The sequence below is a fragment of the Mesorhizobium sp. WSM4840 genome (genome assembly GCF_055811755.1).
The window spans coordinates 399,561-422,275 of record NZ_JBVVQD010000001.1; the positions used below are offsets into that span (position 1 = coordinate 399,561).

The 22,715-nt window shown below is 64.0% G+C and carries 23 protein-coding genes and 1 pseudogene; 5 read left to right on the top strand and 19 right to left on the bottom strand.

The annotated features are described in order from the left end of the window. Positions 1-24: 24 nt before the first annotated feature. The 11 genes and pseudogenes from arsC to AC0L3I_RS02125 form a co-directional block, all read right to left on the bottom strand. Positions 25-444, bottom strand: coding sequence for an arsenate reductase (glutaredoxin) (gene arsC, locus AC0L3I_RS02075; RefSeq protein WP_473485850.1), 420 nt, complete (start codon positions 442-444; stop codon positions 25-27). After that, the gene (locus tag AC0L3I_RS02080; protein ID WP_473486004.1) at positions 441-1,130 is read right to left on the bottom strand and encodes an aquaporin; all 690 of its coding nucleotides are present in this window, start codon (positions 1,128-1,130) and stop codon (positions 441-443) included. Before AC0L3I_RS02080 ends, arsC begins: the two co-directional genes overlap by 4 nt. A 4-nt stretch (positions 1,131-1,134) precedes the next feature. Further along, positions 1,135-1,641: an arsenate reductase ArsC gene (locus AC0L3I_RS02085; protein WP_473485851.1), complete on the bottom strand. Its 507-nt coding sequence runs from the start codon at positions 1,639-1,641 to the stop codon at positions 1,135-1,137. A 16-nt stretch (positions 1,642-1,657) separates the two neighbouring features. Beyond that, positions 1,658-1,990, bottom strand: coding sequence for an ArsR/SmtB family transcription factor (locus tag AC0L3I_RS02090; protein ID WP_258121464.1), 333 nt, complete (start codon positions 1,988-1,990; stop codon positions 1,658-1,660). 156 nt (positions 1,991-2,146) lie between these two features. After that, positions 2,147-3,136, bottom strand: a complete 990-nt coding sequence (locus tag AC0L3I_RS02095; RefSeq protein WP_473525801.1) for an energy transducer TonB family protein — start codon at positions 3,134-3,136, stop codon at positions 2,147-2,149. After that, positions 3,136-3,593 (bottom strand): annotated as a pseudogene (gene exbD, locus AC0L3I_RS02100) (TonB system transport protein ExbD). Before exbD ends, AC0L3I_RS02095 begins: the two are co-directional and overlap by 1 nt. Positions 3,594-3,608: 15 nt before the next feature. Beyond that, a complete protein-coding gene (gene exbB, locus AC0L3I_RS02105; RefSeq protein WP_473525802.1) occupies positions 3,609-4,559 on the bottom strand; it encodes a tonB-system energizer ExbB in 951 nt (316 codons plus the stop codon). Between the two features lie 28 nt (positions 4,560-4,587). After that, complete coding sequence (locus AC0L3I_RS02110; RefSeq protein ID WP_473525803.1) at positions 4,588-5,322, bottom strand: ATP-binding cassette domain-containing protein; 735 nt, start codon at positions 5,320-5,322, stop codon at positions 4,588-4,590. Between the two features lie 453 nt (positions 5,323-5,775). After that, a complete protein-coding gene (locus tag AC0L3I_RS02115; RefSeq protein WP_473485855.1) occupies positions 5,776-6,744 on the bottom strand; it encodes an LLM class flavin-dependent oxidoreductase in 969 nt (322 codons plus the stop codon). A gap of 136 nt (positions 6,745-6,880) precedes the next feature. Beyond that, positions 6,881-7,036 (bottom strand): hypothetical protein, encoded by a 156-nt coding sequence (locus tag AC0L3I_RS02120; RefSeq protein WP_473485856.1) that lies wholly within the window; start codon positions 7,034-7,036, stop codon positions 6,881-6,883. Between the two features lie 203 nt (positions 7,037-7,239). Continuing rightward, positions 7,240-7,632, bottom strand: a complete 393-nt coding sequence (locus AC0L3I_RS02125) for a hypothetical protein (protein WP_473525804.1) — start codon at positions 7,630-7,632, stop codon at positions 7,240-7,242. A gap of 229 nt (positions 7,633-7,861) precedes the next feature. On the opposite strand from AC0L3I_RS02125, the gene AC0L3I_RS02130 reads away from it, so the two are divergent. Next, on the top strand, positions 7,862-9,991 hold the full coding sequence (locus AC0L3I_RS02130) for a DUF294 nucleotidyltransferase-like domain-containing protein (protein WP_473525805.1): 2,130 nt from the start codon (positions 7,862-7,864) through the stop codon (positions 9,989-9,991). Between the two features lie 66 nt (positions 9,992-10,057). Here AC0L3I_RS02130 and AC0L3I_RS02135 read toward each other — a convergent pair whose 3' ends face one another. After that, complete coding sequence (locus AC0L3I_RS02135; protein WP_473525806.1) at positions 10,058-10,690, bottom strand: hypothetical protein; 633 nt, start codon at positions 10,688-10,690, stop codon at positions 10,058-10,060. Between the two features lie 264 nt (positions 10,691-10,954). Here AC0L3I_RS02135 and AC0L3I_RS02140 point away from each other — a divergent pair, with 264 nt between their 5' ends. The 4 genes from AC0L3I_RS02140 (at position 10,955) to AC0L3I_RS02155 (ending at position 13,831) form a co-directional block, all read left to right on the top strand. Continuing rightward, positions 10,955-11,209, top strand: coding sequence for a DUF4212 domain-containing protein (locus AC0L3I_RS02140; protein WP_192362171.1), 255 nt, complete (start codon positions 10,955-10,957; stop codon positions 11,207-11,209). A gap of 14 nt (positions 11,210-11,223) precedes the next feature. After that, positions 11,224-13,089: a sodium:solute symporter family protein gene (locus tag AC0L3I_RS02145; RefSeq protein ID WP_473525807.1), complete on the top strand. Its 1,866-nt coding sequence runs from the start codon at positions 11,224-11,226 to the stop codon at positions 13,087-13,089. A 108-nt stretch (positions 13,090-13,197) separates the two neighbouring features. Further along, entirely contained in the window at positions 13,198-13,506 is a 309-nt protein-coding gene (locus tag AC0L3I_RS02150; RefSeq protein ID WP_473525808.1) for a YggT family protein, read from the top strand. Between the two features lie 4 nt (positions 13,507-13,510). Further along, positions 13,511-13,831: a hypothetical protein gene (locus AC0L3I_RS02155; protein ID WP_473525809.1), complete on the top strand. Its 321-nt coding sequence runs from the start codon at positions 13,511-13,513 to the stop codon at positions 13,829-13,831. Positions 13,832-13,849: 18 nt separating this feature from the next. On the opposite strand, the gene AC0L3I_RS02160 is transcribed toward AC0L3I_RS02155, so the two are convergent. The 7 genes from AC0L3I_RS02160 to AC0L3I_RS02190 form a co-directional block, all read right to left on the bottom strand. Further along, the gene (locus tag AC0L3I_RS02160) at positions 13,850-14,794 is read right to left on the bottom strand and encodes an ABC transporter permease (RefSeq protein ID WP_473525810.1); all 945 of its coding nucleotides are present in this window, start codon (positions 14,792-14,794) and stop codon (positions 13,850-13,852) included. Further along, a complete protein-coding gene (locus AC0L3I_RS02165) occupies positions 14,791-15,846 on the bottom strand; it encodes an ABC transporter permease (protein ID WP_473485872.1) in 1,056 nt (351 codons plus the stop codon). The genes AC0L3I_RS02160 and AC0L3I_RS02165 overlap by 4 nt, the downstream gene beginning before the upstream one ends. Then, positions 15,846-17,336: an ABC transporter ATP-binding protein gene (locus AC0L3I_RS02170; RefSeq protein ID WP_473525987.1), complete on the bottom strand. Its 1,491-nt coding sequence runs from the start codon at positions 17,334-17,336 to the stop codon at positions 15,846-15,848. Before AC0L3I_RS02170 ends, AC0L3I_RS02165 begins: the two co-directional genes overlap by 1 nt. 212 nt (positions 17,337-17,548) lie before the next feature. Next, positions 17,549-18,580 carry a BMP family protein gene (locus AC0L3I_RS02175; RefSeq protein WP_473525811.1) on the bottom strand — a complete coding sequence of 344 codons (1,032 nt, stop codon included), beginning with the start codon at positions 18,578-18,580 and terminating at the stop codon, positions 17,549-17,551. Positions 18,581-18,751: 171 nt separating this feature from the next. Beyond that, the gene (locus AC0L3I_RS02180; RefSeq protein ID WP_473525812.1) at positions 18,752-20,041 is read right to left on the bottom strand and encodes an NAD(P)/FAD-dependent oxidoreductase; all 1,290 of its coding nucleotides are present in this window, start codon (positions 20,039-20,041) and stop codon (positions 18,752-18,754) included. Next, positions 20,041-21,393, bottom strand: coding sequence for a glutamine synthetase family protein (locus AC0L3I_RS02185; RefSeq protein ID WP_473525813.1), 1,353 nt, complete (start codon positions 21,391-21,393; stop codon positions 20,041-20,043). Before AC0L3I_RS02185 ends, AC0L3I_RS02180 begins: the two co-directional genes overlap by 1 nt. Before the next feature lie 37 nt (positions 21,394-21,430). Beyond that, positions 21,431-22,711, bottom strand: a complete 1,281-nt coding sequence (locus AC0L3I_RS02190; RefSeq protein WP_473525814.1) for a glycosyltransferase — start codon at positions 22,709-22,711, stop codon at positions 21,431-21,433. Positions 22,712-22,715: the final 4 nt, after the last annotated feature.

The following is a 22,715-nucleotide window of genomic DNA, read 5'->3' on the forward strand; positions in this document are numbered from 1 at the left end:
TTATCGAAGAACTACATTATACCTTCAGACGCGCCGCCCCGATGCGTCGATGACGACTTCGCCGTCTTCCTTGGTGAACGGCCCGATCTCCGGATTGGGCAGGATGTCGAGAACCGCTTCAGACGGCCGTGCAAGCATGGTGCCGAGCGGTGTGACGACAATCGGCCGGTTGATCAGGATCGGATGCGCCAGCATGAAATCGACGATCTCGTCGTCGGTCCATTTGGGGTCACCGAGATTGAGTTCGGCGTACGGCGTACCCTTCTCGCGCAGCAATTCGCGCGGTGTCATCCCCATCGCCTTGATCAGCTCGACCAGCCGTTCGCGCGACGGCGGGTTTTTCAGATACTCGATCACATCAGGCTCTTCGCCGGACTGCCTGATGATGGCGAGCGTGTTGCGCGAGGTGCCGCAGTCGGGATTGTGATAGATGGTGATGGTCATTTCGCGGCTCTCATCTGTCTGACTGGTTTGGGCTCGCTGAGCAGCCATCCTGCCAAGGCCATGGCAAGCAGCGCCCCCAGGAGCTCGGCGAGGATGAACGCCGGCAGGTCCATCGGCCGGATGCCCGCGAAGGTGTTGGAAAGAGCGCGGGCGACCGCGACCGCTGGATTGGCGAAGGACGTCGAAGCCGTGAACCAATAGGCCGCGGTGATGTAGAGGCCGACCAGCCATGGAATCGCATCCGAACGGAAGCGAAGGCCGGCGAGAATGGTGAAGACCAGGCCGAAGGCCGCCACCAACTCCGCAATCCATTGTCCGTTTCCGGTCCGCACGGTTTGCGAGATCTGGAGAATCGGCAGTTCGAACATGGCGTGCGCCATCAGCGTCCCGGCGACGCCGCCGACAATCTGGGCGATCACATAGGCCAGTGCAGCGTTCGCTTCGATTTCCCGCCTGAGGGCAAAAACCAGCGTCACCGCCGGATTGAAATGCGCCCCGGAAATCGGACCGAGTATGGTGATCAGCACCACCAAAATCGCTCCAGTCGGCAACGTGTTGCCGAGCAGGGAGAGACCCACGTCGTCCGTCAGACGATCTGCCATGATGCCGGACCCGACGACCGTCGCGACGAGCATTGCCGTGCCGAGCGCTTCGGCGACGATGCGACGGGGAATGTCTGCCGCCATGAGGTCAGCCGGCCTTCGGTAGATCGCGGCCGATTTCATCCAGCCGTTTCTGCAGGGCGAGCTTGTCGATCGTGTTCATCGGCAGGCTGACGAAGATCGAGATCCGATTGTTGAGCATGCGGTAGGCTTCGGCAAAGGCCAGGTGCTTTTCGGCGTTCGTGCCGTCCACGGCGGCCGGGTCGGGCACGCCCCAATGCGCCGTCATCGGCTGTCCCGGCCAGACCGGGCAGGATTCATTGGCCGCGTTGTCGCACACGGTGAAAACGAAATTCATCTCCGGGGCGCCGGCAGCCGCGAATTCCTGCCAGTCCTTCGAACGGGCGAAGGACGTGTCGTGGTTGAGGGTTTTCAAAAGCTGGAGTGCGTAGGGATGGACTTCTCCCTTCGGGTGCGATCCGGCCGAATAGGCCCTGAACTTGCCGGCACCGACACGGTTGAGGATCGCTTCGGCAAGGATCGACCGTGCCGAATTGCCGGTGCAGAGAAAAAGCACGTTGTATGGGTCATTCATGGGGTGGTCCTCCCTTCTAACAGTTGCAAGTCACGGCCTGAATGACCGGCTGGCAGAGTTCCGGCGCGCCGTTGCAGCAATCCTCCATGAGATAGGCAAGCAGATCGCGAAAACCGGTCATGTCGGCGACGTAGCGGATCGTCCGGCCGTCGCGCTCGGCGCGGACGAGACCGGCATGATCGAGAACCTTCAGATGCGCCGACATGGTGTTCTGCACCGTACCGAGGCGCGCGGCGATCTCGCCGGCAGGCACACCGTCTGCGCCCGCCCGCACCAGCAGGCGAAACACCTCGAGCCTGGTGTCCTGGCCAAGCGCTGCCAATGCGAGAAGAGCGGTGTTCTTATCCATGCATCCTAGAATCCGGAATTATGGATGTATATGGCCGGCATATGACAGACAGATGACGACGGATAGTCGAGATTATCGCTGGATGCTGGCTGCAATGGTCCGCGCCCTGCAAAGGCGACTACGAAATCGGAAGGACCTGGTCCTCGGTCGCGTCGCCTAATTACGCAGGGCGAACGTGAACGGCGCGGTGCGGGTTATGCGGGAGCCGAGTTCCGGCGGCGGCTTGGGCACTGAGGCACCCTGCAATGTGCTAAGCGCCGCGCTATCGAGGTCTGGATCGCCGGAGGAACGAGCCAGCCGGGCGGATAGGACCCGGGCGGACGCGTCGACGGTGAAGGTCACGCTCGGACTACCTTCCACGCGCCGGGCCTTCGCGGCCCTCGGATAGTCGGTGTGCCGCCTTATCCACGCACGCAATTGAGAGTCCCATCTGGGCGAGTTGCCGCGTTTTGCAGCCGCCGCTTTGGCCGATTTCGGCGCGGCCGCCCTGGCTGCGGGATTCGCAGCGACACTGGCGGTGACTGTCTTCTTCGGCGGAGGTGCGGCTTTCTCCTTTTTCGGACGCTTTTTGGCCTCTTCGACCGGCTCCTTGGCTTTGACCTCAGCCGGCTCCTTCACCTTGGCCTTTGCCTGCTTCTTTGGCTTGGCCTCGACGGGTATCTCGACCGGTTTCGGCTGCGGCAGCAGGATGACCACTTCCGGCGTGACGGCCTCGGCAACATCGGGCACGACCTCCTCGAGCGGCGGCTGGTCGACCCGTTCCGCCACGGTCGGCGGGGTGGGCTCGACTGTGTCGGCCGGAGCGGCTTCCGACGGCTCGGTGACCGGCTCTGCCCGCTCGACGGACGGTTCGGGCGGAGGCTCCGTTTCGACTGTCTCGGGCTCGTCGACCGGATCCGGCTGATCGGGCGCTATCTCCTCCGTCAGCGGGGCCGGCATGGCCGGCGTGAACGCCATTGGCGCCAACTCGATCACCTGCGCCTGCGGCGGCCCGCCATCGGGCTCGGCCGGGCGCCAGCTCTGCATCGCATAGCCGATCGCGGCATGCGCCACGAGAACCAGTGCAGCCGGGCCCGCCCACCAGGCAATCTCGCGCACGCCGAAACGCCGCTGATCGGCCATCGGCAGGGCGGCCGACGGCGACATTATTGGCCCGTTCCGACTTGCGGTGCCGCGGCATCGCCGGGCGCGGTCTCGAGGCCGACCAGCGCGATCTTCAGATAGCCGGCGCCCCGCAAAAGGTTCATCACCTCCATCAGCTCGCCATAGCCGACCGCCTTGTCGGCGCGCAGGAAGATGCGCGTCTGCCTGTCGCCTTTTGTCCTGCCGACCAGCGCGGCGGCGAAGGCTTCGCGCCGCACGGTGTCGTTGCCGATTGCCAGGCCGAGATCATCTTTCAGCGTCAGGAACACGGCGTCTCCGGCCGGGGAGCCGGCGTTGCGGTCGAGCCCGGCAGGTCGACATTGACGTCCACCGTCGCCAGCGGCGCCGCGACCATGAAGATGATCAGCAGGACCAAGATCACATCAATGAACGGCGCGACGTTGATCTCGTGGTTTTCCTCGAGATCGCCGTCGATGTTCTCTCGAATTCTAGCCGCCATGGCGTCGCTCCGTGTTCATTCCGCGGCCATCTGCTTTGCCGGCGCGACCGTGCGGAAATCCAGATCCCGGCTGACCAGCCGTTCGACCCCTGCCGACGCGTCGGCGAGGATCTGCCTGTAGCCGGCTATCGATCGCGCGAAGACATTGTAGATGACCACCGCCGGGATCGCCGCGACAAGGCCCATCGCGGTGGCCAGCAAGGCTTCCGCAATGCCCGGGGCAACGACGGCGAGATTGGTGGTCTGCGCCTGCGAGATGCCGATGAAGGCGTTCATGATGCCCCAGACGGTGCCGAAAAGGCCGACGAAGGGCGCGGTCGAACCGATCGTCGCCAAGACGCCAGTGCCGCGCGACATGCGCCGCACCGCCGCCGCCTCGATGCGCGACAGGCGCGAGGTGACCCGTTCCTTCAGCCCGTCGCCGGACACGTGGTCGAGCGAGCCGGCCGAAAGCGCGGTCTCTTCTTCGGCTGCCCGCACCAGCAGGGCGCCAGGACCGTTATTATGGCCAAGCGCGCGGCCGGCCTGGTTCAGCGTCGCGGCATGGCCGATCGCTTGTGCCGCGCGGCGGGCGCGCAGCTTGCCGCCAAGGATCTCCAGCGATTTGGCCAGCCATATCGTCCAGGTGACGAAGGACGCAAAGGCCAGCCCGATCATCACCGCTTTCACGACGATGTCGGCCGCCATGAACATGCCCCATGGCGACAGGTCACGCGGCAGGGTCAGGGAGGTTGCCGTCGAAGGCCCCGTCTCGACAGGCGTGGTCACGGTAGGCGTGGCCTCTGGGGGCGCGGGCACGCCGGGCTGGGTCGCCGGTGGCACGGCGGCGTCTGGCGCAGCCTGCCCAGGCGCCGGAGCCGGCGCCTCGATCGCCGGGGCCGCGGCCGATTGCTCCTGGGCGGCAGTGCCGCCGGCCGACAGGATGACGGATGCGAGCAACGCCGCGAACAAACCATGTCTGGACAAGGGCTTCTTCCTTATTCTCACAGTGGCCTCATTGCACATAGCCGATGGGCTGGCCGGTGACGGGGTGCGCAAACACGCCCATCTCGACACCGAAAATTCCTCTAAGCACCTCGCCCTGCATGATCTGGTCCGGCGTGCCGCGCGTCAGCAGCCTGCCGTCCTTCAGTGCGATCAATTCGTCGCAGTAGCGCGCCGCCATGTTGGGATCGTGCAGCACGACGACGACGCACAGGTCGCGTTTGCGGCTAAGATCCCTCACCAGTCCCAGCACCTCGACCTGATGGGCGATGTCGAGCGCCGAGATCGGCTCGTCGAGCAGCATGACGCCGGCATTCTGCGCCACCAGCATGGCCAGCCATGCGCGCTGGCGCTCGCCGCCGGACAATTCGTCGACCAGCCGGTCGGTGAAGTCAGCCATATCGGTCAGGACAAGCGCCTCGTCGACATGGCGCCTGTCCTCGTGCCCGAAACGGCCGAGCGCGCGGGCGAGTTCGCGTGCGCCCCACTGCGCCTGCGGCCGCCGCGCGAAGGTGATGCCTCCCGAGCTTGCCGGCTGCTCGCGCGCCAGGAGCTTGATCAGCGTCGACTTGCCCGAGCCGTTGTGCACGATCAGCCCGTAGATGCGCGAGCGTTGCAGCTTGAGCGTAACAGGACCGAGCAGGTTCCGCTCGCCGACGGCGAACCGCACCGCTTCGACCTGGAAGGCAGTCTGGGCATGAGTTCCTGCCACGGTCTCGGCCTCTTTCCAGCTTCGCGCGCGCATTTCGAAATCCGGATTTCGGCAATACGATTTGCGGCTCCGACGCCCGGTTGACTATGAAACATGAGTTTACGAGTCAACAATGAAGATGGCTGTTTGAGTCAACAAAATGTCGTGACGCCGGATTTACCTCGAAATTCGAAAGGGGAGCGCGCCGAGATGGTGACTGGTTTTGGTCGCGGAAGAATTCGAGACGAAACGACTGCGCGCCGAAACCTGCTGATCGCGGCACTGTCGCTGCCGGTGCTGCTTGGCGGCCACGCGTCGTGCAGGAGGCGACCACCACTCTCGACCCGACCAACATTCAGGAACGGGTCGAAAGCGTCCTTTGGGACGGTCGACGGCGATGTCGCCACCCAGGGCTCTACCGCCCGACCGAGGAGACCCTCCGCGAGATCGAGCTCGGCGCCGGAAGTTTCGACCGCTATGAAGGAAAGTTCGACTTCAGCGGGGCTGTCAACGCTGACAAGTCGCTGCCGTTCCGCCGGCGCGTGCTTCCCGGATCGCGCGGGACGCAAACGCCCCGGGCTGGGGGACATCGGCCTCGCGGCGCGTCAGCGAATTGCGCAGCAGCGCGATCGTTTCGCGGCCCGCCGCCGCGATCTCGCGCGGCCTGTCGACACCGACGATCATGAATTCCTCGATTCCCAGCGCCGCATAAGGGAGCAGCGACAACGCGACCTGTGCCGGCGGTCCGGCAATTTCGACCGCCTTCTGGCAGGGGTCGTTGTGCTCCGAACGGATCCGGACGGGAAGCGCAAAACGCAGCTTGCCGGCCCGGCCGTGCTCGGCGGCGGCACTGCGCACCCGCCCTATCAGCTGCCGGATCTCGTCGGGCGAACCCGGCGCCAGTTCGAAGACATCGGCATGCCGCCCGGCGACCCTGAGGGCCGTTCCGGACTGTCCGCCCATGCGGATGGTCATGTCGGCGCCATGCGGGCCCTTGCGCGGCACGTAGCCGCCCTTGACGCTGTAGAAGGCACCTTCATGATCGAACGGCCTATCGTTCGACCACAGCCGCTTCAGCAGCACCAGATATTCGTCGATCCGCTGCCAGACGATCGTATGGCCGACCGGCCGTGCCTCGGCATCGTCGTCGTTCAGCGGCTCGCTGAGCATCCTGAGCGACAGCCGCCCGCCGCTTTCTGCGTCGAGCGCCGCCAATTGCCGTGCCGCCACCGTCGGCTCGATCACACCGGCCCAATGCGTGAGAACGACCTCGAGTGAGGACGTGCGGTCCAGCGCCCGGGCGGCAATATCCATATTGGTCAGCAGCCCGGCCGGATCGTCGACGACGATCTTCTGAAAACCGATGTCCTCGATCAGCAACAGCTTTGTCGCGGTTTCCGCGAAATCGTAGAAAAACGGCACGGTTGAATCGGCAGGGTGAGTTTTGCCGGGAACATGCGTGAACTCGATCGGCATTGCCATCTCCTCCATCACGTTGGGTCAGGGGCACGCGCGAAAGCGCACCGGCACTGGGTTCATTCAACTCCGATATTGCGCAACGGCAGATCGCTATCCCTGTAAGTCAGGACCCGATGACTCGGGCGCTCCATGATCAGGGGATAAGGCCCAGGACGACTGCCCCGGTGAACACGAACGCAAGGGCAAAGACGAGATAGGCAAAGGCGCCCTCATAGGCCGGCCGCCAAGTCTGGTCAGAACCGAGTCTTTGGTCTTTGCGGGCGGTCCGGGCGTTCTGGAAATAGGACATATCGATCTCCGTCTCGGCAGTTACTCTATAAAATCAGTAGACTTTGTCGAGTGCTATTTTTCAGCGATCCTTGGAATGTTTTTCTCAAATCAGAAGGCAATTTGGTTTGTTTGCTGCTTAGCGCGGCGCTCCCGAGCCCGATCGGCCCGATGGCAAAAACGCCGGGCCCATGCAGGCGCAGGGACACGGGCCGGGGCGGCGTGCTATTTGCTGGGCGGCCTGTAAGCTTCCAGACCGAACAGCATCAGCACCAGCGACACCAGGAAGAATCCAACCGCTACGCCGAGCGCGATCCGGGCGTAGAGTTTGTAAACATCGCAGATGATGGTGCCAAACACCCGTCGCGCCGGGCCATCGGCTGGGCGCGATTTCTCATCGAGGTAGAGCCAGACTTCGGTGTGTTTGGGATTCTTGCTGCCTGCGGTCGTGGCTTTCCACATCAGTGCCAAAACCATAGTCAGCGTGAGGAACGCGCCGGAACGGAATGCTGACACCGGGTTGAAGGAGAAGCCGACCATGACACAGCCGATGGCAAGCGATCCGAACATTACGGCGCGCCCGATGCATCCCACAGCAACCCGTCTGATCTCATCCATCGGCCGCCTCGGCAACAAACTCGCCGACAATGTGCGAGCGCTTCGACCGTATCAAATCACTTTAAGGCGAATGTGCCGCCTGGACGGGTGTGCCATCGCCTGAATTCGGCCATCGACGCGGCCCGGCGGCGCGCTCTATGCTGCAGGGCAAGCAGGATCGAACCTTTCCGGCATCGACAGAGCGCTGTTTCGGCAAGCCGGGACATCCGGCAGAGGAAGCCTATCAGCTATGTCAAAAGGGACGAAATTGAAGCCGGCGACCGGCGCGACACCGCTGATAGCGATTGCGGCTGCCGCCGTCGACACCGAAACAACCGGGCCAGACGCCACAAGGGCACGCGTGGTCCAGATTGGTGCGATCGGCATCGCGCATGGCAAGGTCGTCCGGAAACCTCAGCTCGATCTCCTCATCGATCCTGGCGAAGCAATCTCGTCCGAGGCCTCGCTTGTCCACGGCATCACCGATACCGATGTTGACGGAGCCGGGAGCTTCCCTGATGCATGGGGGCAATTCCAGGAGTTCGTCGGCGACCGCATCCTCGTCGGACACTCGATCGGCTTCGACCTGGCGGTCTTGGAGCGCGAATGCCGACGCGCCCGCTTGCCCTGGAAAAAGCCTCGGGCGCTGTGCGTCCGGCTTCTTGCAACCATAGCAAATCCCAATCTGGCAGATCATTCGCTGGAAACGATCGCCGCCTGGCTTCGCCTGGAGATAGCTGGCCGCCATTCGGCCCTGGGCGATGCGATCGCGGCGGGAGACATCTTTGCCGCGTTGATTCCGGAATTGCGCAAGCGCAACATCCGAACACTCGGAGAGGCCGAGGTCGCCTGCCTTGCTCTTTCGGACGCTCTCGAAGCCGGCCATCGCGCCGGCTGGGCCGAGCCGGTGTCGCGACCCCAGGCTCCCGCGTTTCAGCCGGTTGATCCCTATGCCTATCGCCATCGCGTCGGCAGCCTCATGAGCGGCCCGCCAGTCGTGGTCAAGTCGACCAAACCGACCAGGCAGGTCATCGACCTCATGGTGAAGCGCAAGATCAGCTCGGTCCTGGTGTCCGACCGTGGAACGCCGGATCAACCGATCGAGGAGTATGGCATCGTTACCGAGCGTGACCTGATGCGCCGCATATCGTCCGACGCCGAGCGGGCTTTTGACATGCCGGTCGGAAGCATCGCAACGCGACCGCTGATAAGCATCCGCGCCGCCGCCTTCGCCTATCGGGCGATCGGCCGCATGGATCGACTGAAAGTCCGCCACCTCGCTGTCCGCGACGATGGGGGCATGCTGGTCGGCGTGCTTTCGGCGCGTGACCTGCTCAGGCTCCGAGCTGCCGCGGCCATCGATCTCGACGACAACATCGAACATGCCAGGGACGCCGCCGAACTGGCGGCCACCTGGTCGATGCTGCCGGGCGTGGTACGTTCGCTCATCGGCGAGGAAATCGACCCGCGTGTGGTGGCGGAAATCATCAGCGACGAACTTTGCTCGCTTACCCGTCGCGCCGCCGTGCTTGCCGAACAACAAATGCAGATCGAAGGCCACGGCCCGCCGCCCTGCGCCTATGCCGTGCTCGTGCTCGGCTCGGGCGGCCGTGGCGAAAGCCTGATGGCCCCGGACCAGGACAACGCAATCGTCTTCGCAGACGGCGAGCCGGATGGGCCCGAGGACAGCTGGTTCAAAATACTCGGCGCCAAGCTCGCCGACATGCTCGACATCTCAGGCGTACCGTATTGCAAAGGCGGGGTAATGGCCGCGAACGCCGCATTCCGCGGAAGCCTCGACACCTGGAAGGGGCGCGTCGAAGATTGGGTTCGCCGCCTACGGCCGGAGGATCTGCTCAACGTCGATATCGTCTACGATCTGCGGCCGGTGCACGGCGACACGACGCTGGCCGCGCAGTTTATCGAATATGCGTATGAGCGTGGCCACGCCGAGCCGGTGTTCGCGAAGCTTCTCGGCGAGCAGATGACAACCGGCAATCCCTTCACTGTTTTTGGTGGCTTTCAGCTCGAAAATGGCCGGCTGGACATCAAAGCGCATGGCCTTTTTCCGATCGTCGCGACCGCACGCACGCTTGCAATTCGCCACGGCATCCGCGAGCGGAGCACACATGCCCGGCTCGAGAAACTGATCGCGCTGGAGATTGGCGGCGAGCGCGACATGAAGGCGATGCTGGCCGGCCATGCCATGCTGATCGGCTTGCTGCTCGGTCAGCAGACGCATGACATCTACGTCGGTATACCGGTATCCAACCGCATCGAGATCAATGCCCTGACGCGCGAGCAGCAGGCAGAGCTCAAGAGCCTCATCAAGCGCCTCCAGTCGGCACCCGACCTGGTGCGGGACCTGATGTTCGCATAGCCGGCGACGCTCGGAAGGCGCAGGGCCGAAGGGGGAGCCTTCGACATCGGCGCGCCGGAACAAAGCTCAGATGCGTACGGCACCAAGCAGCTCGTCGACGAGCGCGCTGCGGTCAGCCTGCGCAAGGAAATCCTCATGCGCGCGCAGCAGATTCATCCTCAGGAAGTTGAAGATATAGTCGTAGTCGTTGGTCAGGAGGTTGGGATGGATCGGGACCATCTCGAAAACCATTCGCGCCAGCGGCTCGGGGATCTCGCGCACCGGCCGCGGCGGGCCGATCTGGGTGGCGGCGAGGTGCTGACGTGTGAGCTGGGCGGCGTCCTCCCAGAAAGTGGGGGGCGAGCCCTCCGGAACGGCATATTTGGAGAAGCTTGCCAGGGCCACTTTTTCCAGCGCCGCTGGCAGGCCTCGCTGGCGCAAGCCGGCGGGTTCGCGCAGCGCACCCTCCACCATTTCCGCCACGATGGCGTAGCACGCAGGGTAGGCGCGCCAGCGTGAATGGTTGAGCGCCGCCTGGAATTCCTTCTCGCTGAACAGCTTCTGCCAGTAGACCCCTGCCCTGACCCGGCAGAACTCGACGATGCTCTTCTGTGCCAGGAAGGCGGCGCGCGAATCCATGAAGTCACCCAGGTCGTCGACGCTGACGATCGGCTGCGGCTTGCGCAGGAACTCGGGCAACAGGTCGTTCAGCAGGCCCATGACGCTCTCCCTTCGGTTTTGTTTCCAACCGATATTGACCGTTTAGCCTCCGCCACGCCGCACCGCCAGTCCTCTCACCGATTCTAAAGTCGTATGAACAGACGCGACAAGAAGTGATACTCATACAAAGTTACGGTCGGCTGATTCTATACCTGGCCGCGACCTATGCCGGAGGGCTTCCGCGTTAGCGGAAGAGGCAAGCTTTAAACGGCGCCTTGCGGTCGAGACGGTTCGCAAGCTGCCAACCAAGGGAGGGTTCAAGCTATGGCGACGCCAGACCGCGTAAGTTATTGGAACAAGACCAAGGGCCTCATGTTCACCATGCTGGGCCTGTGGGTATTCTTCGGTTACGTCATCCACATGTTCGTGGAGCAACTCAACACCATCGTCATTTTTGGTTTTCCGCTCGGCTTCTACATGGCCGCTCAGGGTTCGCTCATCGCCTTCGTCGTCATGCTGTTCTGGTTCGCACGGCGCCAGAACGCGATCGACGAAGAGCATGGCGTCCATGAAGATTGATCGGGGGAACGTCAATGGCTAACACGACATCTACCACCGCAGGCGGAGGCGACTTCACCTCCAATCTCGGCCGCATCTACGGCATCTACACCGGCGGCTTCATAGCCTTCATCATCTTGATGGCTATCTTGAGCGCCATGGGCGTCGAAAATGTCGTAATCGGCTACCTGTTCATGGGCTTTACCATCGTCATCTACGCGGTAATCGGCATCCTGAGCCGCACCATGCACGTCGGCGAATATTACGTCGCCGGGCGCCGCGTACCGGCGCTCTACAACGGCATGGCGACCGGCGCCGACTGGATGTCAGCGGCCTCCTTCATCGGCATGGCCGGTTCGCTCTACCTGCTTGGCTATGACGGCCTCGGTTTCGTGCTCGGCTGGACCGGCGGCTACGTGCTCGTGGCCATCCTCGTTGCGCCCTATCTGCGCAAGTTCGGCGCCTACACAGTTCCCGACTTCCTGTCGGCGCGCTACGGCGGCAATCTTGCCCGCTTCATCGGCGTGATCGTTCTGTTCTCCTGCTCGTTCACCTATGTGGTCGCGCAGATTTTTGGCACCGGGCTGATCTCGGCTCGCTTCCTTGGCATCGACTTCAACGTCGCGGTCTATGTCGGTCTTGCCGGCATCCTGGTGTGCTCGATGCTGGGCGGCATGCGCGCCGTCACCTGGACGCAGGTCGCCCAGTACATCGTGCTGATCATCGCCTATCTCATCCCTGTCATCTGGATGTCGACGGTGAAAACCGGCGTGCCGATCCCACAATTGATGCAAGGCCAGGCGCTGGCGAACATCACCGCGCTTGAGACGGCGCAGGGCATCACCGTGCATCACATCACGCCGTTCGTGCATGGCGGCTATGATGCCAAGAACTACTTCCTGCTGATCCTCTGCCTGATGGTCGGAACGGCGTCATTGCCGCACGTCCTGATGCGCTACTTCACCACCCCGTCGGTGCGTGAAGCGCGTGTTTCGGTCGCCTGGTCGCTGCTGTTCATCTTCATCCTCTACTTCACCGCGCCCGCCTATGCGGCGTTCGCCAAGTGGACGATGCTCGACCTGGTGGCGTCGGGTCTGACGCCCGAAAGCATCGCCGAGAAAGCCGGATGGATGATGCGCTGGGCCGCTGCCGACAATACGCTCGTGCAGATCTGCGGCAAGGCGGCGACAGACACCGCGGCGATCGTCGCGGCATGCGCCGAAAAGGGCGTGACGGCACTTTCGTTTGCCGACATCAACCTCAACGCCGACATGATCGTGCTGGCGACGCCGGAAATGGCCGGCATGCCTTATGTCATCTCGGGCCTCGTCGCCGCCGGCGGTCTTGCCGCCGCGCTGTCGACGGCGGACGGCCTGTTGCTGGCCATCGCCAACGCGCTCAGCCACGACATCTACTACAGGATGATCGACCAGAATGCGCCTACGTCGCGGCGCCTGATCGTGTCCCGCATCTTGCTGGTTATGGTCGCCGTGCTGGCCGCCTACGTCGCGTCGACCAAGCCGTCGGACATCCTGTCGATGGTGTCGTGGGCGTTTTCGCTTGCCGCCGGCGGGCTGTTCCCGGCGCTGGTGCTCGGCGTCTGGTGGAAGCGGGCCAACTCGGCCGGTGCGGTCGCCGGCATGATCGCGGGCTTCGGCATCACCATCTTCTACCTTGTCATGACTCAGTATGGCGCCGACTTCGACAAGGCGACGCCGAATATGGAACTGTGGTGGGGCGTGAAGAACATTTCGTCGGCGGCCTTCGGTCTGCCGGTGGGCTTCGCCGTGATGATCATCGTCAGCCTTCTCACCAGGGCACCGTCCCGGGCTATGCAGGATTTCATCGAGGAAATCCGCGTACCGCGCGGCAAGCAGATGATGGAAGAAAAGACTGCCTGATCGCGCATAGCGATCGGCGCTCGAAGCGGGGTCCGGCGACGGACCCCGCTTTCATTTCGGAGGCGTCGCTGGCATAACGCGGCGCCGCCGCTGCCTGGAAAATCCTACATGAACGATTTCTGGTCCTATTGGTATTTCCACATTCCGAATTTCATCCTCGCCGCGGTGATGTACACGCTGATGGGGCGTCTCGTGCTCGGCCTCTTCGTGCCCGAAAGCTGGGACAACTACATCTGGCGCTTCTTCAAAACCGTCACGGACCCGTTCCTGCGGATCGTGCGGACCATTACACCGTCGATCCTGACCCAGCCGGTGCTGATCGTCTTCAGCGTGCTCTGGCTTATGGCCTTGCGCGTGGGCTACCTCGTCTTGCTGATCAATTTCGGTATTGCACCGATGGCTTCACAGGGGGGTTGAGGCAATGGACAGAAACGCTCTTGTGCCTGTCATGGCGGTCGCCATCGTCAACGGTATCTTTTCGCCGTGGGTGCTGATGGTGTTCCTGTTCTATCCGGTCTGGTATCCGGGCTGGGCGCCTCCCTTAAGCCAGATCGTTTACATGGCAAGTGCGCTGATCCTGTCGACGGTGACCATCATGCTCGCCGGCGTGCCGGCAGCGCTTTATGAGCGCTGGTCGGCGCAGCCCAGGAGCATCGTCGTCTCGTCTATCTGGCTTGCCGGCACGGTTTTGTTGACGCTGCCGGCGCTGCCGAATGTGATGCGGGCGCTAAGCGGCGGCTGATAATTTCGCCCCAGCCTGTCAACGTTCCTCCCGGCGGAACGGCTTGAGCAGCGCCGAAGGCGCGACGGCATTGCGCGACATTACCGCCATCGCAACGATGGTGAAGATGAAGGGCAGCATAAGGAACGCCTCATAGGGAATGTGGCCGAGCCCGCTCGCCTGCATGCGCAGTTGCAAGGCATCGACGAAGGCGAACAGCAGGGCGGCCCCTGCCGAACGCCAGGGATCCCAGCGGCCGAAGACAACCAGCGCGATCGCCACCCAGCCACGCCCTGAAACGAGGCCGAAGGTGAATGCGTTGAACTGCACCATCGACAGGAAAGCCCCGGCCAGCCCCATCAAGGCACCGCCGAGGATCACCGCTTGGAAGCGCGTGGCGATGACGCTGACGCCGGCCGAGTCGGCGGCGCGTGGATTTTCGCCGACCATGCGCACCGACAGGCCCCACGGCGTCCGATAGAGCACGAAGGCGGCCAGGGGAACGGCTGCCATCGCCATGTAGACCAGCGAAAACTGGTTGAATACCGCCGGTCCGAGCACCGGGATGTCGGAGAGAACAGGGATCGGCAGCGTTTCGAAACTCTTGATGCTGGGCGGCACCGATTGCTGGCCGAAGATCAGCCGGTAGAGGAAATAGGCCAGGCCCGACGAGAACAGCGTGACGCCGATGCCGCAGACATGCTGACTGAGGCCGAGCGCCACCGTAAACAGCGCATGCACGGCACCCATCAGCGCACCGGTCAGCATCGCCGCAAGCACGCCGAGCCACAGGCTGCCGCTGAGGCTGGTCGCGGTGAAGCCGGTCATCGCCGACAACAGCATGATGCCTTCGATGCCGAGATTGAGCACGCCGGCCCGCTCGGAGAACATCTCGCCCAGCGTTGCGAAAGCCAAAGGCGTGGCAATGCGGATGATCGCGGCGAGGAAGCCGACCTGAAAAATCTGTTCGAGCACCACGCTCATCTGGCTGTCCCCACGCGGCGGACGCGGTAGACGGTGAACAGCAGCGCCACCAGCATGGCGAGCAGCGCGGTTCCCTGGATGACATCACTGAGGAAGGCGGGAACGCCGGTCGCCCGCGACATCGCCTCGGCGCCGGTCATGACGGCGGCGAGGAAGAGCGCCGCCGGCACCACGCCGAGCGGATTGAGCCTCGCCAGCATGGCGACGACGATGCCGGAATAGCCATAGCCCGGCGAGATGTCGCTCATCACCTGGAAATGCACGCCGCCGACCTCGCCGACCCCGGCAAGGCCAGCCAGCGCGCCGGACAGCAGCGCCGTCGAGATCAGCACCCGCTCGACATGGATACCGCCATAGCGCGCGGCCTCGGGATTCTCGCCGATGACCCTGATCCTGAAGCCGAGCGTCGTGCGCGCAATCAGGAACCAGATCACCGGCGCAGCAAGGAAAGCCGCCACGACGCCGAGATGCAGCCGCGTGCCTTCAAGCAGCACCGGGAAATTCGCGGAATCCTCGATCGGCGGCGAGATCGGGTAGCCGCTGAAACTGTCTTTCCACGGGCCTTCGATCAGCGCCATCAGGGCATAGAAGATGACCGAGTTGAGCAGCAGCGAGCTGACCACGTCATCAACCCTGAAGTTTACGCGCAGCGTCGCCGGCACCAAAGCGACTGCCGCACCGGCGGCAGCGCCCGCCACCGCCATCAGAAGCATGGCGAGCGGCCCCGGCATCGGGATGGCGCCGACGGCGCAGCTCGCCACCGCACCGGCAAGCAACTGCCCCTCGGCGCCGATGTTCCAGAATTTGGCGCGGAAGGCGACGGCGACGGCAAGCCCGGTAAAGATCATCGGGGTCGCGCGCACCAGCGTTTCGGTGATGGCGTAGCTGTCGCCCAGCGACGCCGAGAACATCACGCCATAGGCCTCGATCACCCCGGCGCCGGCCAGCGCGATGAGGCCGCTGCACAGCACCAATGTCGCGCCGATCGCCAGCAGCGGCAGGGCGAGATTGAACCAGCCGGGCGTGCTGGTGCGGGCTTCGAGACGGAACATCAACTATGGCCCTCCGCCCCGGTCATCATCAGGCCGAGCCGCGCGATGGTGGCATCGGCGCTGTCGAGCGTACCGACGATACGTCCCTCATACATCACCGCAATGCGGTCGCAGAGCATGAGCAGCTCTTCGAGATCCTCGCCGATGACGATGATGCCGCAGCCCTTGGCACGCATGTCGAGGAACTTCTCGTGGATGAAGCGCGCCGCACCAATGTCGAGACCGCGCGTCGGCTGCGACACGACCAGCACCTTTGGGTCGAAGGCGAGCTCGCGCGCCAGCAGCGCCTTCTGCAGATTGCCGCCGGAAAGCGCCCCGGCCCGCGTCATCGGTCCCGGGCAGCGTATGTCATAGGCCTTGATCTGTGCTTCGGCGAAGGCGCGGATCGCGTCGGACCTGAGCAGGCCGTTGTGGCTGAACGCCCCCGTGCCGATGCGCGGCAGCACCATCGAATCCGCCAGCGGCAGATTGGTGACCAGCCCGGTCGTCATGCGGTCTTCCGGTATACGCCCGAGGCCGAGCGCCTGCACCTCGCGCGGCGAGAATCGCGAGACCATTTTGCCGGCTATCGTCATCCGGCCGGCATCGGGCGCACGAATGCCGGAGACCACCTCCGCCAGCGCCCGCTGGCCATTGCCGGAAACGCCGGCAATGCCGAGGATCTCGCCCGCGCGGACAAAGAGCGAGACATCGGCGAGCGCCATGCCGGAATGGCGCGAGGTCGAGATGCCGTCAAGGGTCAGCACAGCCTCACCCGGCGTGGACGGTCCCCTGGCCGGCGGAACGATCTCGTGGCCGCACATCAGCCGCGCCATTTCCGACGACGTCGTGCTGGCAGGGGCATCGACGCGCCCAGTCACGCGGCCATGCCGCAGCACCACGCAGCGATGGGTCAGCGCGCGCACCTCGTTGAGCTTATGCGAGATGAAGATGATGCCGAGACCCTGGGCCGCCATCGACCGCAACGCCGAAAACAGCCCGTCGACCTCTGTCGGCGCCAGCACCGCCGTCGGCTCGTCGAGGATCAGCAGCCTTGCACCGCGAAACAGCGCCTTGACGATTTCGAGCCGCTGCTGCTCGCCGATCGACAGCGCCGAGACGGGAAGGTCCGGATCGAGCGTAAGCCCATGCTGCCGGCCGATCTCGTTGAGCCGCGCCCGCCCACCGGCGCGATCGATCCGGCCCGATTTGCCGGGAATGCCGATCAGCAGGTTTTCCAGCACCGAAAGCCGCGGCGCCAGATGAAAATGCTGGTGCACCATGCCGATGCCGGCGACGAGCGCATCGGCCGAGCTGTTGATCGTCACCGGCCGGCCCTGAACCAGGATCTCACCGGCGTCCGGCGCATAGGCGCCGAACAGCACGTTCATCAGCGTCGTCTTGCCGGCGCCGTTTTCACCCAGCAGCCCGAGAATTTCGCCCGGCGCGACGCTCAGATCGACGGCTTCGTTCGCCTTGACGGCGCCGAAGCTCTTGGAGATGCCGCGCATTTCGATGAGAGGGGCGGGCGTTGACAAGGGTGCTCCTGGTGAGAGATGGCGCTGACACCCCTCCCCCTTGAGGGGAGGGTGCCGAGCGAAGCGAGGCGGGAGGGGTCACCTCAGCTGCCTCGACCTTTAGACCGATAAAGATGGAGCGCGTCACAGCGGACCCCACCCGGCCCTTCGGGCCACCCTCCCCTCAAAGGGGAGGGCTGCGCCGCTCAATCCGAAACCGGCGTTTCCTCGTCGACGTTGACGCGGAAATTGCCGTCGAGGATTTCTGCCTTTTTCGTTTCGACCAGCTCCTTGACGTCGGCGGGCAGCGTCTTCTCGAATTTGTGATACGGCGCCAGAAAGGAGCCGCCCTTGGCCATGCGCGAGAAATCGCCGTAGTCCTGCGCGGTGAAGACGCCGGCCTTGACCAGCTTGATCGCGTGCTCGACCGTCGGATACATGTCCCAGACCGGGCCGGTGATCACTGAGTCCGGGCCGAGGTTGGACTGGTCGGACATGTTGGAGATGGCGAGGATCTTCCTCTCGACCGCCGCTTCGATGACGCCGAAACGTTCGGCATAGATCACGTCGACACCGGCGTCGATCTGGGCGATCGCCGCTTCCTTCGCCTTTGGCGGGTCGAAGAAGGAGCCGATGAAAGCGACCTTCCTCTTGATTTCAGGATTGACCTCCCGGGCGCCGGCAAAGAAGGCATTGACCAGCCGATTCACTTCCGGAATGCCCATCGCCGCGACGGCGCCGATCGTGCCTGATTTCGACATCTTTCCGGCGATCAGGCCGGAGAGATAGGCCGGCTCGTGAATCCAGTTATCGAAGACTGCGAAATTCGGCTCGGCCGGCCCGGCGCCGGAGCCGAACAGGAAGGCGACCTTCGGAAACTGCTTGGCCGTGCGGCGGGATTCGCGCTCGGCCGCGAAAGCATCGCCCAACACCAGCTCATAGCCGCCCTGCGCATATTCGCGCATGACACGGCTGAAGTCGGCCGTCTGCACTTTCTCCGACCATTTGTATTCGATGCCGAGTTCCTTCTCGGCCCTCTGCAGGGCGACATGGATCTGGTGGACCCATGGCTCCTCGGTCGGCGTGGCGAAGATCGCCGCCACCTTCAGCTTCTTGTCCTGCGCCAAGGCACTGCCCGGCAGCATGGCTGCCGCCAGGCCAAGCGCGCCGAGTTCCAGCACATTGCGTCGCGAAAGTCCTTCGCGTTTCGATTGCATTTTGCTCTTCCCATTTTCCATTGCATGCCCCTCTGATTGGCGCCGCGTCGAGCCGGCTTTGTTCTCTGGAGTATCAGCCAGAGAACTATGGAACGGAGCCCCACCTTTGTCCACATGGTCAAATTTGCCGGCGGAAAAGCTGCAACCTGGCCGCCCTCCATCGCAACCACGGCGGCAGTGGATCGCTTGCGCTCAATGCTTGATGCGGTCGCGCATGGCGTACCAGAGCATGCCGAGCACATAGAGCGGGCCGCGCAGCGCGGTGCCGCCGGGAAACGGCATTGGCCTCAGCGTCGAAATCAGATCGAGCCGCGAAGCATCGCCGGTGATCGCCTCGGCAAGCAGCTTTCCCGACAGCGTCGACAGGATCACGCCCTTGCCGGAATAGCCATGCGCAAAATAGACCTCGCCATAGTGGCCGACATCCGGCAGGCGCGATGTTGTCACCGAGACCAGCCCGCCCCAGGCATGATCGATGCGGCGGCCGCGCAATTGCGGAAAGGTCTTTTCCATATGCGGCCGCACGAAGCCGGCAATGTCGGCGGGCGGCGACGGCGTGTAGCGCTCGCCGCCGCCGAACAGCAGGCGTCCGTCCGCCGACAGCCGGTAGTAGTTGACCACGAAGCGGGTGTCGGAAACGGCGACATTGCTTGGGATGACGTCGCTCGGGTCGTCCAGCGGCTCGGTGGCGACGATGTAGTTGCCGACCGGCATGATGCGGCTGTTGACGCGCGGCTCGAGCCCCTGGAGCAGCGCGTCGCCCGCCAGCACGACATGCTTGGCCCGGACCGAACCCTTGGCCGTCGCAACCCTGATGGCAGGTTCCCGCTCCAGCCGCAGCGCCACCGAATTTTCGTGGATGGTGACACCTGCCGCTGCCGCGGCGCGGGCAAGACCCAGCGTGTAGTTCAGCGGATGCATATGGCCGCCGAGCTTCTCGTACATCGCGCCGTGATAGGGCGTGTTCACCATTGCACGCGCCTGCTCCGCCGACAGTATCTCGACGTCATGAAAGTCCATCACGGCGGCAAGGCACTCGGCCTCTTCTTCGAGGTCGCGCAGGTCGGAGCCGTTGACCGCACCGGCCAGATGCCCGGTGAGCCGAGGGTCGCAATCGATGGCATGGCGCTCGATCAGGTCGAGCACCAGCCCGCGCGCCTCGAAGGCGAGATCGAACAGCGCCCGAGCCCGTTCGGGCCCATAAAGCTTGACCAGACCCTTGGCGCCCTTGCGCAGGCCGGGGATGATCTGGCCGCCATTGCGCCCCGATGCCCCCCAGCCGATCTTGCCGCCTTCCAGAAGTACGACCTTCAGCCCGCGCTCGGCCGCATGAAGGGCTGCGGACAGGCCGGTACAGCCGCCGCCGACCACCACCAGATCGGCGTCGATATCGCCCTGCAGCGCCGGATGATCCGGCGCCGGATTGGCCGTTGCGACATAGTAGGATTTGCCGATATCGAGGCCGGAGTTGAAGCCCATCATCAAACCTTGAGCAGCAGGTGATCGCGTTCCCAGCTCGTCACGACGCTCTGGAACAGGTCGAGCTCGACGCTCTTGACGCGCAGATAGGTCTGGAAGAAATCCTCACCGAGCAGCTCCCGAACCGGGCTGCACGCAGCGAAACGGTCGAGCGCCTCCTCCATGGTTTTCGGCAGCGTGCTCTTGCTGCGATAGGCGTTGCCCGATGCCTCGGGCGAACGCGAGAGCTTTTCCTCGACGCCGAGATAGCCACAGAGCAGCGAGCCGGCCATCGCCAGATAGGGATTGGCGTCGGCGCCGGGCACCCGGTTTTCCACCCGCCGCGCGGCCCGCCCGCCGGCCGGCACGCGCAGGCCGCAGGAGCGATTGTCGTGCGACCACTCGATGTTGGCGGGGGCGCTGTGGTTCGGCCGGATGCGGCGGAACGAATTCACGTTCGGCGCAAACAGCGGCATCACGTCGGGAATGTATTTCTGCAGGCCGCCAATGAAATGCCCGAACATCTCGGTGTCGGCATCGTCACGCCCAGCAAACAGCGTATTCCCGGCCTCGTCGATGACCGACATGTGGAGATGCATGGAGCTGCCGGCTTGCGCGGCGATCGGCTTGGCCATGAAGGTCGCATGCATGCCACCTTCCTGCGCGGCCTGGCGCGTCAACCGCTTGAACAGCAGCACCTTGTCGGCCAGCGGCAGCGCGTCGCCATGCAGGAAATTGATCTCGAGCTGCGCCGTGCCCGATTCGTGGATCAGCGTGTCGAGCGGCAGCCCGGCCGCCGCGGCATAGTCGTAGAGGCGCCGGATCACCGGCTCGAACTCCTCCAGCGCCGCCATGTCGTAGGGGTGCTGTACGGTTTCGGGGCGGCCATTGCGCCCGACCGGTGCGGTCAGCGGCCGATCGGGATCTGGATTGGGCGCGGTCAGGTAGAATTCGAGCTCCGGCGCGACTACTGCCCGCCAGCCGCGCTGGCGATAGAGATCAAGCACGGCCCTCAAGACATGACGTGGCGAGGCCATCCACGGCCGGTCGTCCATGTGAAACGCATCGGCGAAGACATAGGCTTTCCCTGCTCCGGCACCGGGTGCAAGGCAGAGCGTCGCGACATCCGGCACCATCCGCATGTCGGGGTCCTGATAGCCGAAGCCCTCGTCGTTGGAACCGGAATAGCGGCCGTCTATGCAGACCAGGAAGGCGCTGCTCGGCAGGTAGAGCGCACGGTCCTCGAGCGACTTCAGGAACCTGGCCTTCGGCAGGGCCTTGCCACGCAACACGCCATTCACATCCGGCACCAGGCACTCGACTTCCCTGATCCCCTGCTGCTCCAGCCATCCCTTCGGATCCTCCGTTGGGGTCATTTGCGGTGCATCCGTTGTCGTGGTGTTGAGCATCAGGTCACGTCCTTACGAGGGCGAGAATGGCTTCGGCGGTGGCGTCGGTTCCCGGCGCCCGTGCCATGGTGGCTGCATTCTCCTTGAGACGAAAGCGCATCTCGCGATCGGCCATTAGGCCAAGGATGGCGTTTTCCAGTTCGTCGTCGCTCCAGCCATCGCGGCTGATGTGGCGGCCGACTCCGGTTTCCTCGGCGCGTCGCGCATTGTCATGCCCGTCCCAGCAATAGGGCATGATCAGCGACGGCACGCCGAAACGCAGCGCTTCGCAAAAGCTGTTGTTGCCGCCGTGATGGATGAAGAGGTCGGATTTCGCAACGACCGACGGCTGCGGAAACCAGGCGTCGAGATAGACATTGTCCGGAACCGCGCGATAGGTGTCACGCAGGCCACCGACATTGACGATGAAGCGGGCCGGAAGCCGGTCGAACAAGGTGAGCATGCGCTCGATCAGGCCGACATCCATGGCGCCCAGGCTGCCGAAGCTGAGATAGACCAGCGGCCCGTCATTGCGCGGAAAGACCGGCACGTCGAACGGCCCTTCCGAGCGGACGCAGCCTTCAAGATAGACGAAGCGGGCCGGGTCGAGCGGCTCTGCCCGCTCCCTGCGCACGATCGTCGGAGTCAGCAGCAAATTGAGGTCAGGCGAAGCTTCCAGAAAAAGACCCTTCGGCAAGGGCGCAAGTCCAGCGTCGGTCCGAAGCCGGTTAAACCGATCATGCGCCGGAGCGACCGCTGCCAGATAACGGACCTCGAAGGCCGCACGGCTCGGGTCGTCGGCGGCGAGCCCGGACAGATAGGGGGGTACATCGGCGTCGGGTAGCTCGGTCTCGGCGCAGGAGACGACGCGCACCCAGGGGCAGCCGACGGCAGCCAGCGCCGGAAACATGATGACGTTGTCGAGCACCACGGCATCCGGCTTCAGCCTGGCCAGCAATTGGCGCAGCGGCGCCTCGGCATTGACCGCGGTATCGACGATCGCTTCCCAGGTCGGGGCGACGTAGGTTTCGAGCTGATCGATCGGGCTCAGCCTGAAATGCGGCAGATGGCGGCGCACGAACGCCTGCCAGTAGCTCTGGCGCTCGCTGTCGGTCAGCGGATCGTCGGTCGGCAACTGGTATTCCTGAAACCCGTAGTCGGCAAACACGCCGGAAAAGCCGGCGTGACAGATGAACACCGGCCGGGCGCCCCTTGCGCGCAAGGCCTGTGCGATGCCGACGCAATTGAGCGCGGCGCCGAAGCTCGCTTCGGGAAACAGCGCGATGGTCGGGCTGGCTTTGCGCATGTTC